The organism is Spiroplasma endosymbiont of Nebria brevicollis (genome assembly GCF_964030895.1).
Taxonomy (GTDB): Bacteria; Bacillota_I; Bacilli_A; order Mycoplasmatales; family VBWQ01; genus Spiroplasma_E.
Genome location: NZ_OZ034986.1, coordinates 1,178,600 through 1,191,959, shown reverse-complemented (window position 1 = coordinate 1,191,959; position 13,360 = coordinate 1,178,600). Strand labels below are relative to the sequence as shown.

At 27.1% G+C, this 13,360-nt stretch carries 14 protein-coding genes; 10 read left to right on the top strand and 4 right to left on the bottom strand.

Translation table 4 applies throughout. From position 1 onward, the window contains the following. The first annotated feature begins 13 nt into the window (after positions 1-13). From uvrA to AAHM98_RS06985, 4 genes are all read left to right on the top strand, one after another. Complete coding sequence (gene uvrA, locus AAHM98_RS07000) at positions 14-2,884, top strand: excinuclease ABC subunit UvrA (RefSeq protein ID WP_342276139.1); 2,871 nt, start codon at positions 14-16, stop codon at positions 2,882-2,884. 151 nt (positions 2,885-3,035) lie between these two features. Continuing rightward, positions 3,036-3,185, top strand: coding sequence for a hypothetical protein (locus tag AAHM98_RS06995; protein ID WP_342276138.1), 150 nt, complete (start codon positions 3,036-3,038; stop codon positions 3,183-3,185). A 374-nt stretch (positions 3,186-3,559) separates the two neighbouring features. Then, the gene (locus AAHM98_RS06990; protein WP_342276137.1) at positions 3,560-3,844 is read left to right on the top strand and encodes a hypothetical protein; all 285 of its coding nucleotides are present in this window, start codon (positions 3,560-3,562) and stop codon (positions 3,842-3,844) included. A 473-nt stretch (positions 3,845-4,317) separates the two neighbouring features. After that, positions 4,318-4,839 carry a hypothetical protein gene (locus AAHM98_RS06985; RefSeq protein WP_342276136.1) on the top strand — a complete coding sequence of 174 codons (522 nt, stop codon included), beginning with the start codon at positions 4,318-4,320 and terminating at the stop codon, positions 4,837-4,839. A gap of 501 nt (positions 4,840-5,340) precedes the next feature. Here AAHM98_RS06985 and AAHM98_RS06980 read toward each other — a convergent pair. The 3 genes from AAHM98_RS06980 to AAHM98_RS06970 all read right to left on the bottom strand — a co-directional run bounded on the left by AAHM98_RS06980 (position 5,341) and on the right by AAHM98_RS06970 (position 6,633). Further along, positions 5,341-5,676 (bottom strand): hypothetical protein, encoded by a 336-nt coding sequence (locus tag AAHM98_RS06980; protein ID WP_342276135.1) that lies wholly within the window; start codon positions 5,674-5,676, stop codon positions 5,341-5,343. A gap of 87 nt (positions 5,677-5,763) precedes the next feature. Next, entirely contained in the window at positions 5,764-5,925 is a 162-nt protein-coding gene (locus AAHM98_RS06975) for a hypothetical protein (RefSeq protein ID WP_342276134.1), read from the bottom strand. Positions 5,926-5,988: 63 nt separating this feature from the next. After that, complete coding sequence (locus AAHM98_RS06970; protein ID WP_342276133.1) at positions 5,989-6,633, bottom strand: MBL fold metallo-hydrolase; 645 nt, start codon at positions 6,631-6,633, stop codon at positions 5,989-5,991. 171 nt (positions 6,634-6,804) lie between these two features. Here AAHM98_RS06970 and AAHM98_RS06965 point away from each other — a divergent pair, with 171 nt between their 5' ends. The 3 genes from AAHM98_RS06965 (at position 6,805) to AAHM98_RS06955 (ending at position 8,851) form a co-directional block, all read left to right on the top strand. After that, positions 6,805-7,767 carry an SGNH/GDSL hydrolase family protein gene (locus AAHM98_RS06965; protein WP_342276132.1) on the top strand — a complete coding sequence of 321 codons (963 nt, stop codon included), beginning with the start codon at positions 6,805-6,807 and terminating at the stop codon, positions 7,765-7,767. 238 nt (positions 7,768-8,005) lie between these two features. After that, the gene (locus AAHM98_RS06960; protein ID WP_342276131.1) at positions 8,006-8,245 is read left to right on the top strand and encodes a hypothetical protein; all 240 of its coding nucleotides are present in this window, start codon (positions 8,006-8,008) and stop codon (positions 8,243-8,245) included. Between the two features lie 219 nt (positions 8,246-8,464). Further along, positions 8,465-8,851: a hypothetical protein gene (locus AAHM98_RS06955; protein ID WP_342276130.1), complete on the top strand. Its 387-nt coding sequence runs from the start codon at positions 8,465-8,467 to the stop codon at positions 8,849-8,851. A gap of 636 nt (positions 8,852-9,487) precedes the next feature. Here the strand turns inward: AAHM98_RS06955 and AAHM98_RS06950 are convergent. Further along, on the bottom strand, positions 9,488-9,781 hold the full coding sequence (locus AAHM98_RS06950; protein ID WP_342276129.1) for a hypothetical protein: 294 nt from the start codon (positions 9,779-9,781) through the stop codon (positions 9,488-9,490). Between the two features lie 426 nt (positions 9,782-10,207). Between AAHM98_RS06950 and hprK the strand changes: the two genes are divergently transcribed. The 3 genes from hprK to trxB are packed head-to-tail and all read left to right on the top strand — an operon-like array spanning position 10,208 to position 13,345. Continuing rightward, the gene (gene hprK / locus AAHM98_RS06945) at positions 10,208-11,152 is read left to right on the top strand and encodes an HPr(Ser) kinase/phosphatase (protein WP_342276128.1); all 945 of its coding nucleotides are present in this window, start codon (positions 10,208-10,210) and stop codon (positions 11,150-11,152) included. 35 nt (positions 11,153-11,187) lie between these two features. Next, entirely contained in the window at positions 11,188-12,396 is a 1,209-nt protein-coding gene (locus AAHM98_RS06940; protein ID WP_342276127.1) for a prolipoprotein diacylglyceryl transferase, read from the top strand. Then, positions 12,380-13,345: a thioredoxin-disulfide reductase gene (gene trxB / locus AAHM98_RS06935; RefSeq protein ID WP_342276126.1), complete on the top strand. Its 966-nt coding sequence runs from the start codon at positions 12,380-12,382 to the stop codon at positions 13,343-13,345. Before AAHM98_RS06940 ends, trxB begins: the two co-directional genes overlap by 17 nt. The last annotated feature ends 15 nt before the right edge of the window (positions 13,346-13,360 follow it).

Here is a 13,360-nt window from a genome sequence, read left to right as displayed (position 1 = left end):
AATGGAGGAGCAAATGGCTGATAATCAAAAATATATTAGTGTTAAAGGGGCACGTGAACATAATTTAAAAAATATAAATATTAAAATCCCTAAATATAAATTAGTAGTAATTACTGGGGTTTCAGGTAGTGGTAAATCATCATTAGCATTTAATACGATTTATGCTGAAGGCAGAAGACGTTATGTTGAGTCATTATCGGCGTATGCCCGTCAATTTTTAGGTAATAGTGAAAAACCTGATGTTGATGCCATTGAAGGTTTAGCACCTGCTATTTCGATTGACCAAAAAACAACGAGTAATAATCCACGAAGTACAGTCGGAACGGTAACTGAGATTTATGATTATGTTCGTTTACTATATGCACGAGTAGGAACACCATATTGTAATAAAGGTCATGGTCCGATTAGCAGCCAAACCTTAAAAGAGATGGTGAATAAAGTTAAGACCTTACAAGATAGTACTAGTATTGAAATTTTATCACCAGTAGTTGTTGCTAAAAAAGGTAGTCATCAAGAGTTATTAGTCAAATTAAAAAAAGAAAATTTTTTACGTGTTAAAATTGATGATAAAATTTATAGTTTAGATGAAGAGATTGATTTAAATAAATCATTACGCCATGATATTGATATTGTTATTGATCGCGTTAAATTTGCTAATAATGATAATATGATTTCTCGCATTCATGATGGGTTAGAAGTTGCTTTAAATCATAGTGGTGGTTTAGCTAAAATTATTCTAACTGATAATAATGAATCATGATTATTTTCACAGAAATATGCATGCAAAGTTTGCGGATTTGCCATCCCCACTTTAGAACCACGTTTATTTTCTTTCAATGCTCCTAGTGGTGCCTGTTTTGAATGTAAAGGATTGGGAATAAAATTAGAAGTTGATGAAGACTTACTAATGCCTGATACTAGACTTTCCATTAATAATGGTGGTGTTGAATACTATAAAAATGTTGTTGATACTAGTAATTTAGAATGACAACGTTTGAAAGTGCTTTGTCATCATTATTTAATTGATTTGAATCAGCCGTTAAAAAACTTAACTAAAGAACAAATTAATTATATTATGCGTGGTAGTGATGAAACCATTAGTTACAACTTAGTTTCTGCCAACGGTCGTAAATATCCTAATCATGATTATATTGAAGGAATAAGCACCTTAATTGAACGACGATATTTAGAAACAACTAGTGATTTTGCTCGTGAGTATTATCGTAAATACATGAGTGAACGTACATGTTTAACATGTAAAGGAACAAGACTAAACGAATTTGCTTTAGCAGTTAAACTTACTAATGAAAAAAATCAAAAAATAAATATTAGTGAATATACTAAATTAGATATCGAAGAAAGTTTAGCATTTATTTTACAACTAAAACTAACAACCAACCAAGAAGAAATTGCGAAACTAATTTTAGTAGAAATTGTTAATCGATTAAACTTTTTAACTAATGTTGGGTTAGGCTACTTAAATTTATCACGAATGGCACAAACCTTATCAGGTGGTGAATCACAACGCATTAGATTAGCTACCCAAATTGGATCACAATTAACGGGAGTTTTGTATGTTCTAGATGAACCTTCGATTGGTTTACATCAACGTGATAATGCTAAACTTATTGAAACGTTAAAAAAAATGCGTGATTTAGATAATAGTCTATTAGTAGTAGAACATGATGAAGATACAATGTGAGCAGCAGATTGGTTAATTGATGTCGGACCAATGGCTGGGATTTATGGCGGTGAAATTATCGCTGAAGGGACACCCCAACAAGTAGCAGATAATCCTAAATCAATTACTGGTCAATATCTAAATGGTACTAAGTACATCCCCCTACCAAAATCACGAAGAAGTGGTAATGGTAAAGTTATTGAAATTGAAGAAGCGCAAGCTAATAATTTAAATAAAATTAATGTTAAATTTCCATTAGGTAAATTTATTTGTGTAACTGGGGTTTCAGGTAGTGGTAAATCAACTTTAGTTAATGATGTTTTATTAGCCAGAATTCAAAAGAATTTAGGCATTAAAGGTGAACGACCAGGATTATGTAAAAACATAAAGGGTATGGAATTCATTGATAAGATTGTTTCTATTTCCCAAGAACCAATTGGTAGAACTCCAAGAAGTAATCCAGCTACTTATACTTCAGTATTTGATGATATTCGTGATTTATTTACCCAAACTCCTGAAGCAAAAATTCGTGGTTATGCAAAAGGACGCTTCTCATTTAACGTATCAGGTGGCAGATGTGAACGTTGTGCTGGTGATGGTGTCATTAAAATTTCTATGCATTTTTTACCTGATGTTTATGTTACATGTGAGATTTGTGAAGGTCAACGTTATAATAGTGAGACTTTACAAGTAAAATATAAAGCAAAAAATATTTTTGATGTGTTGGCATTACCAGTTGATTTGGCATTAGATTTCTTTGCTAACCATCCGAAAATTAGTAAAAAATTAAAAATGATGCAAGAAGTTGGATTAGGTTATATTACTTTAGGGCAACCAGCCACTGAATTATCAGGTGGTGAAGCACAACGAGTAAAACTAGCCAAAGAATTACAAAAACGAGCAACAGGTAAGACTATGTATATTCTTGACGAACCAACAACGGGGTTACATGTTCATGATATTAAACATTTAATTGAAGTGTTAAATAAAATTGTTAATAATGGTGATACTGTGGTTGTGATTGAACATAACTTAGATGTAATTAAAGTTGCTGACTATATTATTGATTTAGGACCTGAAGGTGGTAAATATGGTGGTGAAGTAATTGCAACAGGAACGCCTGAGCAAGTTGTAACAGTTGCAAAATCATATACTGGTCAATACTTAAAAAAAGTAATAACTCGTGATTTAAAACGAAAATAGAGTGTACCCCAAGTAGTAAGCAAGAGTAAAAAAACCTTAAAACAGATTCTATTCATAACACTCAAAACTTTATTCTAAGCATATGAAGAAGGCTGTTAAATAAACCATGTAAAATATAAATAGTAGAATGAAGATTAGGAGAGTGGTTTATATGCCAATTGTTACAACTAAATGTTATTTATCATCATGTGAAAAAGAGCAAACATTTGATTCTTTGTATAGTGATAAATTTATATATTGTAGTGGAGAGTGTTATCAAAAATCATTTGATAATACAATAACAAAATATGAACAAAAATAAACATATGAGAGAGTTGTGTTATAACTATTTAATTTTGATTTTAGAAATCATCGTTGATAGATAATAAATAAAAATTATTATATGATTATTTTTAAAAACTAAATATAAGTTTTTAAACCAATACTTTAATTTTAAAAGTAAATGGTTTTTTTAAATTACTCAATTGTGAAAATAAAAAAGGAAGATATTATGATTAATAAAAATAATAATTCAGATAAATTCATGAATTACATAGAATCTTTAATTAAAACAAGATTAAGAAAAATAATCAATGAATTGCTAAGTGTGCACCCGATTCTGATAATTATGTAATAAGAACACCAGACAGAGAAGATGTTTTTAAAAAGTTAGATGAAAGAATAATCGATTCAACTATGCAAAAAGACGAATTAGATAATAAAATTATTGATATGGTTAGTAACTTAAAATTATTTAAAGAAAGTTTATTTAGAAAATTTATTGAAAAAATAAAATCAACTATTAAAAAATTTATTAGTAAGAAACCAAATAATAATTTAAATGAAAATCAATTAAATATAGAAATTGAACTTAAAGTTTTAAAATCTGAATTTAATCCAGAACACAAGTTAATTCCCAAGACACTCCTTATATTAGCGAAATCTTTAACAAACACCCTCAAATGGGAATGTAAATGTTAATTATAATAAATTTGTTTTAATTTTGTAGAAAAACACAGTAGTGATGGACTAATTTTTCTCATCCACACCACATTTATATGATAAATTTTTAACGATATTTTATTGATTAAAAATTCACAATTAGTGAAATTTGTACTTTCACTTTTTTCGTTATTTTTGAATGTTTTATCTACTTGCATATATTTCTTTTCTCCTTTAAAAATCATAAAAAACCATTTACTTTGAAATAAAGCAACGGGTTTAAAAAACTATATTTATTTATAAAAATTTTGCTACTTTTGAATGTTATCATAATTTTTATGAAATTGCTATTTACTTTTCTTCTATCTTCAGTATTACTTTTTAGTTAAACTAGATTTAACATCCAAAACTTTAATTATTACAAAAATAAAGATTTTTAAGAAATTATTACAAAAATCATGTAAAATAATATAATTAATTTAAATTTTTAAAATATGAAAGGATTTGTTATTTTGGAAAAAAGAGTATACTTTTTAAAGTTTAATAAAAAGATTCTTAAACTGGACTTAATAAGTTTTGGTTCTGGTTTAATTGGTATATTTTTAGGAATCCTAAGTATTTTGGCACTTCAACCTTTTTGAAATAGTGATAAAGCATCACTTTGAATCACTGTTATCGCAATTTTCTTTGATATTACCAGTTTTATTTTCGCTTTTCTGCCTTTTTTCTTAATGTACCGTTTAATTAGGATAAAAAGAACTTTAATCAAACAAAATATGGCACTGTATCGAAAAGACCAAATAAGTATTTCACTTGATTTTATAAGTTTTTTTCTAGGTTTTATCGGTACAACTTGTGAAATTATTAGTGTTGTTGTTCTTTTACCCCAATTCAATAATTCAATTTTTTCCTATCAAATTACTATTGTTGCTGTTATTTTAGATGTTATTAGTTGTATTACCTGTTTATTAGCATTGTTAATTACTATTAATATTGTTAAAGACTATCGAAAAAGAGGAAATTCTATTATTTAAAATACTGGTTATGAAAAGAACAAAAAAGCGAGATTCTCCCTACATGTATTTATGTTTTGAGGAACAAATGAAACTCAGTGAGCTTTTCAAACTAAATAGTAATGATTTGAATATTTCTGATTTTAAAAGATGTGCATATTGAGATAAATTCGTAGTTAGGATTTTCTTGACATTTTTGTGGTAAAATTTCAATCCTATACGAAGATAGAAAAGCCATAAAAAATTAAATGAAATATAGATGAATCGGATAGGTGACATGAATTAATTAAGTTCAATAAGGCTACTTACTATTTTAAAAATAGTAAGTAGCCTTATTTGATACAACCGAGTATTTTTAGTGCAAGATATTATTAATTTTACAATTATAAGCTGTACTAGTTATTTTATTCTTGAACTAAGATTATATATTAAGAAAAATAATGTTCCCATTGATGATAGTTTAAGATACTTAACTCTAATTGAGGACAAAAAATCATTGCCAATGAAAGCACCCTAAAAAAATTAGTTATATCATACACCTAAGGAACCAGGTGCATTACGACCTCATACATACCCACATGTTGGAGAAGCTCAAGATTCTCCATAAAGATATGCGCTAAATATTATAATTAAATTACCTTCAACTATTTTATATCCAACGTATAAATCTAGTTTTATTTTTGCTTTTGAAATATTTATTAAACTAAATTTCTTTGCATGGTTCGTTCAATTTCCAACATTAGCATGTGCTGCATAACTACTAAAGGGTTTAAAATCAATTACATGTAAGCCATCACCTCTTCAGTTATAATCTTTTCCTCAAGTAGCTTCCGAATAACTATCACCATAGAAAGCCATGCTTCTAATATCATTTGGATTAATATTTGAACCAATGTTTATTTCATGTTGTTGTCAATCAGTTTCACCATTACATCACCCATCACCTTAAACCAAAGCTAGTATCACTTTTGTGGGAGTATCTCTAAAACCTTTTAAATTAACTTTATTAATCTCTGTTGTTGCTTGTTGATTAATGCTGCTTACAATATTACCTCCACTTGTTCCTAATGTTGTGATTGTTAAAAAAGATGTTAATAATAACTTCATAGTTACGTGTTCCCCTTAAAAAATTTATATCAATTAAATACAATTGATATAAATATTATACACTTATTTAATAAATTTTATTAATGTTTCATTACTTTGTAAAACATCTTTTAAAGTATAAGAATCTCAATGGCCTGGATAAACTTGATATTCTTTATCAAGTTTAGTTAATTTAATTAATGACTTTTTAAAATATTCATCATCACAATAAGGAATCCCATGGTAACCAATTTTATCTTTAAAGATAGTATCACCAATAAAAACAGCATTTAATTGTTTAATTAAAATGTACTGACTGCCAGGGGTGTGCCCAGGAATATGTTGGCATAAAAACTCATATCCAATTAATTTAAGAGTAGTACTGTCAATAATGGGAACTAAATTAATATTAGTTTTAGTTACTTCACTAATTTGTTCACGGTCAACTAGCATTTTGTTATGAGGATGATGATAAATAAAATTTTCATCTCACTGATTAATATATACAGTTAATTGAGGATACTGACTAATTAAAGTATTTAAACCAATAATGTGGTCCCAATGACCGTGAGTAATAATAACGGCTTTTAGTTGTAATTTTTCAGTTACTAAATAGTTAATAATTTCTTTAATATTAATTGAAGCATCAATTAATACACATTCTTGGTTATTAATAATTAAATATGATTTTTGATTGTTAATCATAGGATTAATAAATTCTTTTATCATTAAATAATTTCCTTTCAGTGGTAATTGTTTATATATGAAATTGTAACATATTGTTTTATCATTTTTTAGTCTGTGTTATAAAAGGAATTTTAATAATATAAATGAAAAAAATAATATCTGTTCACTTTAAGTATTATAATATTTAAATAAGCATATATTTAAGGAGGAAATATGAAACATCGTGAATTATTAAATATTGAAGCACAACCAACAATGTATGTTATTGGTGATAGTTTATCAGACACTGGAGCATTAGTTTGTGGAGCAACCGCATTATTTAAACATTTAAAAATGCCCAAAATAGTAAAAATGTTACCACCATTTTACAATAACTCGTTTAGTAATGGACCTGTAGCAATTCAAATTGTAGCAGAACACTTAGGGATAACCTTAACTTCAGGTTGAAAATTTGAATTATTTGGTTTGGGTGATGAACAAGTTGGTAATAATTATGCTTTTGGTGGTGCATTAGCAAGTAAAATTAAAGATTTTAGTGTTGAATCGTTTATTTATAATAATTTTGATAGTTATCATCAAGTGCAAGCGCTAGTGCAGCAACATAATTTTCATGAAAAAGACTTAATTTTTATTGCCATTGGTGGTAATGATATTCTTCGTGCTATTAAAATTAAAGATTTAATTGAACAAGAAAAAATGATTGATAATGCCGTTGAAGCCTTAAATTATAATATAAAACTATTATTAGAAAAGGGAGCAGTTAATATTATTGTTGCTAATGCTCCTGATATTAGTATTGTTCCATTATTTAAAAATAATGCTACTGCAAAAATTAGCGCCTTAGAATTAACTAATAGATTTAATAGTGCACTATTTACGATGATTGATACAATTAATGAAAAAACTAAGACCATTGTTAAATATGATTTATTTACTAGTATTCACAATGCTATGAAGAAATTTAAAAGTTTGGATGAAAATCATAATACGATTGATGGAGCAGTTACAACTAACTTTAATTGTTTTATTAAAGATGGTGTTATTACTCCTCATTTTAATAAAGGTGTTAATGAAAGTAACATTGATGAGTATTTCTTTTTTGATGATGTCCATCCTAGCAAATGAGTTCATAATTACGTTGCTCAAGAGATAATTACACTTATTAAAAATAAATAATCAAATCAATAATAAATGAATTTATAGCAAATTTGTTGCTTCACTAATTTCTGAATACCAAGTAAAATAAAATAAGATAACGATAGTTTTGTTTTGCTTTAAAAATGAATACTACCAGTTGCTTATATTTTTAATTTTGTTTTAGTATAATGTTCATAAACTAAATATAGTTTTTAACCTATTTCTTGTTTTTTCAAGGAAATAGGTTTTTTATTTTAAAGAAAAAGGATGAAAAAGGATGAAAAATACCATTGGAATAAATTCAATAAGAAAAAAGAAACGAAGAAAATTCCAAACTATAATTAAAGACAAAACACCTTTATTGAGAAAAGATATTAGAAAACGTGAAAATGATATAAATCTTGAATTAAAACAAAAAATAACAAAAAGTGAAAACCAAATTCAACAATTAAAACAAGAAAAAGAGAAATGATGAAAGAATATTTGAACTATAAATTGTTTCTTTTGGTCGTCGTAATAGAAAGAACGAAATTCAAGAAAAAATTGATGAATTAGAAGAAAGTATAAAAAATGAAAAAATTGCAGTAGATTCATTTAAATATTTGTTAGAAAGAAATATTGTCAAGTCCACTAATAATCTTGCAGCTAAATTAAAAATAGAAAATTTAACTAATGAAAATAATAGATTAAAAACAGAACTAAAAAATGCAAAAGTTAAACCGACTTCATCAAAAATTTGCTGGAAAAAAATAAAATTGAATTATCCAATAAATTAACTAAAGCAGATAATACAGATAAAATAAATACTAGTTTAAAAGATACTGCTTTAAGTATTGTTTCTGATGAAAAAAACATAATAAGTGTATTAATAAATGCTGGAAGTATGTTTGCAGATTATATTTTAAAACCTAAAAAAGGAACACCTTCAAAGGAAGAATGCTCTTTGCAAGTCAATTGTAATAACTTTAATTATAATATTCTGAATTGTAGAAATCATCTAAGTAGCCCTTTTTTAATTTCAATAATTAGAAATAACGAAAATGGAATCATGGGAAATTATATTAATGCTGAAAGTGCCCTAACTAAACCTAATATTAATTTTAATCGTTGATGAAAATTATAGGAGGTTTAGGAGTCGGAACTGGTATTTTTTGATTTTTTTTACCAATTTTATAGTAAAAAAAATCAAAAACAAAATATTGAAATAAAAAAGCAAAATGAACCAACTATTAATAAAATAAATTCTCAAATACCGACTCCTAAACCAGTATCTATTTCGTCTAGTAAAGAGCATATAGATGTTATAAATAATGATAATAATAATCTGTATACAAAAAAAGGAGGATAGGTCACTGTCTTTAACTTTTATAGAATCCATGAAACATGTGATAACTATGTTAGGTGTAAATGCAAACTTCCACAAATTAAGTTGAATTGTAGACAAAACCTTTTTAATTTACTTTCTATGGTAGCGAGATTTAAATATTTTAAATCATTCAAATACCTGTTCTATTCTAACTCTATTCAATCTCTAATTTTTATAGTTAACAGCTGATTTACTGCTTTCTAATTTTTGAATAGAATAACCTATTTTTTATATTCTTAACTGTTTATAACTCAGGGTAATATAATAACTTATGCACGTTGAGCTATTCTACTGGTAATTTTTTCAGTTGATTCATTCTGTTTTGTAGAATTTTGATTATCCATTGAATTTATTTTGTTTAAATTTGAAAATGAATTTTTTTTACTTTTAGAATTATTTTTTTTCAAAAGTTGCATTAGTAAGTAAATCAATAATATCGCTTACTTTTTTTGTTTCTTCTTCAATTTCTTCTTTGCTAAGAGTTAATTTTTCTGGTTTTATTTTAACAATTACTAATTCATCATTAGTATCACCACCAAATATTTCTTGAAATCCAGGTTTTGTTTTATTTTCATTGGGTGTTAACGTTGTATTTTCCGTTTTATTAACAGCAGTAATTATTCTTCTTTTATTTCTTATTTCAACTGTTGCTTTTGTTAAAACTTGTATACTTTCAATATTAGACATATATAATCACTTCTTTCTTCTAGTTTTCAAAAAACCCACTAACTTACTTTGAAATAAAGCAACGGGTTAAAAGCTTTTTTATCTTATGATTAACTTTATTATATGCTTTTCTTATTTAAAAACAAGATAATAATTACTATTTCTTGTGTCATAAAACTTAAATTTGGTGGTATAATAATCACTACAATTATCACTCTTTCTTTTTTTACAAAGTAATTTATTTTTCAAAACTATTTTTTTAATTAGGATTTATGAAATTGGTTTAAATTAGGTGACGTTATGTCATATTATCTTCCTTTTTAGGATAAACTCCCAAAAAAACTTTATTTAATCCAAAATTAAATAATAATTAATCAGATATTATATATAATTAATTACATAATTATAAGTTTTAAAAAATACTTTACAATAAAGGTAGGAAACAAAATGAACAACTTCACCATTAATGAAATCGTAGAAAAATTTAATTTAAAAGTACAATATGAAAGTGCTAAAGAACCTATTAACAAAAGAGTTATTTCTAGTATTGGTACTAATCGTGGTGGACTTGAACTAACAGGTTTTAAAACCAAACAAGTCTCACGTAGTCGTAGGATTATTTTACTAAGTAGTAAAGAAAGTGAATATATTGCTTCTTTAAAAAAAACCGATTATAATAATCATTTTAAAAACATTTTAGAAGACCATATTCCAGGAATTTTTGTTACCCCTAATTTTAAATATATTAAAGAATTATGTGCTTTCGCCAAAGAAATTAAATCCACAGTACCTATCATTGAAGTTTCATTTTTTACTTCAGAATTTGCTGCTACTGTTTCTATTTACATTGTTGAATGCTTAGCTGAAATAAAACGCGTTCATGGCACATTAGTCAATATTTTTGGTTATGGTGTCTTAATCATGGGAGAAAGTGGAATTGGTAAATCAGAAACTACTTTAGAATTAATTCGCAATGGTCATCTTTTTATTGGTGATGATAGTATTGATATTTTAAAGATTAATAACAAGTTAGTAGGTAAAGTTAACCCTCCTGTCAAAAATTTAATTGAAATTCGTGGAATTGGTATCCTAGATGTTACCAAAATGTATGGATATCATGTTATAATGCATGAGAGCCAAATTAATTTGATTATTAGTTTAAATCGAATTGAAAGTGAAGACTGAAGTAAAATTGACCGTCTTGGCGACCAAAATGATTTTGAGACATATTTCGAAATTAAAATCCCTAAAACAATCATTCCTGTTAGTCCAGGAAGAAATCTAGCTGATTTAATTGAATCAGCCGTTATTAGTTTAAAATTAAAAAACGAAGGACAAGACGCTACAAGTCAATTTCAAGCACGTATTATTAGTGACTTAACAAAAAAATAATTTATTTATTAAATTATCAAAAAGGAAAATATTATATGTTTAATTTTTTAGGATACAATGATGCTATTGACGATATCCCAGGAACTGGTATTCACATTTATTCAGTCTTAGTAGCAATCGGATTTACTGTTGCTATTATTGCTTCATGAATTAAATTATATCGTCGTAATATTCCCACTAGAACCTTAGAATGAGGTTGTCTAGTAATAGCATTATCTGGAATTATTGGTGCACGAGTATGGTTTGTTTTAAACAATACTAGTGACATGGATACTATCCTTGATGTGATTGCCGTTTGACGTGGTGGTATGGCCATCGAAGGTGGTGTAACAGTTGGTATGATAGTTGGATTCTTTATATTCTATCGTGCTTCAAAACAATTACAAATTTCCATGTGAGTATTTATGGATTGTATTATTCCTAATATTTTATTAGGGCAAGCTATTGGACGATGAGGTAACTTTTTTAATCAGGAATTATTAGGTGCTAATATGGGCCATCCATTTAGTTGATTACCAACATGAATGAATAATCATTTACATTATTCTGGTGATTATCCCGATCCCGTTGAGGTTTATCGACAACCATTATTTTTATATGAATCATTAATTTCGCTGTTTGGATGAGGATTTTTAACTTTCTTTGTGCCCAAAGCCGGACAAATATTTAGTAAAAAACCATGAAAACTATTTGCTGGTGAATTTGTTTCATCATTAAAAACTAACCCTATTACTACAAAAGATTATATTTTACCATGAAAAGTTATTAAAAAATATCATGGTTATCGTCAGTTTAAAAAACAAGCATGAAATACTGCTTATTTTGATTTTAATCCAAATCCAAGTATTGTTAAAAATTTTGTTAAAAAACCATGAAAAAATGTTAGTATTAACAAGGAATATAAGCAAAATATCAAAAATAAAATCAAGCAAAACTTTCAAAAATTTAAATATTATATGCAACCACATGCCAAACCTTTAACCGATGCATTTAATCCTAATCAATATCAGATAACATACACTGGTGTATGTGGAAGTCTATATTTTGCTTTTTATGGTATTATTAGAATGATTTTAGAACCATTACGTGATAGTCGTAATATTATGATGATTGGTAATGTCTCAACATCAATGTTATTATCGGCCATATGGGTTATTTTTGGTGTCACATTAGCAATATGTGCCCAATTTTTTGCCCCATCAAGATTTCGTAAAGGAGAATGATTGTATGAAAGATCATACTAAAGACAAAGTTAAATATGATTATGATTTAATAGTTATTGGTGGGGGTCCTGCTGGAATGACCGCAGCTATTTACGCCCAAAGAGCTAATTTAAAAACTGCTATTATTGAAAAATATATTGTTGGTGGAAAAATGATTAAAACTTCAGAAATTGAAAATTATCCTGGTTATGATTATATTTTAGGACCAGATTTATCAGAAAAAATGCAACAACAAGTAGAAAAATTAAAAGTTGAATTTATTTATGATGAAGTAAATACTATTGTTGATAACGAAAACCATACATCTAAAACAGTAGTCATGATTGGTGGTAATAAAATTACAGCTAAAGCAGTTATCATTGCTACAGGTTCTTTAGAGCGTAAAATTGGTTGCCCTGGTGAAGAAGAATATGCTAATCGTGGTGTATCTTATTGTGCCGTTTGTGATGGTGCATTATTTAAAGGCAAAATCATTACCGTTGTTGGTGGTGGTTATGCTGCTTGCGAAGAAGCATTATATTTAACAAGATTTACTAAACAAGTTAATCTAATTCATCGTCGAGAACAGTTCCGTACTGATGAAAAAACAGTTAATAAAGTTAAAAATCATCCTAACATTACTTTAATCACAGATTATGTAGTTACAGAAGTAATAGGTGATGATTTAAAGAAAAAAGTTATTAAATTAAAAATTCAAAATGTCAAAACAAAAGCGATAAATGAAGTTGCTACGGATGCATTATTTCCGTATATTGGTTCAGACCCTGTAACGAGTTTTGTTAAAGAATTGGGTATTTGTGATAGTAATGGATGCATTATTACTAATGATAAATGTCAAACAAAAATCCCTGGATTGTATGCTGCAGGTGATGTTATTGCTAAAAATTTACGACAAATCGTGACAGCAGTCAATGATGGTGCTATTGCTGCACAATATTTAATAAATTTTATTGATAATTTCAATGAATAAAGTGTACAATTGATG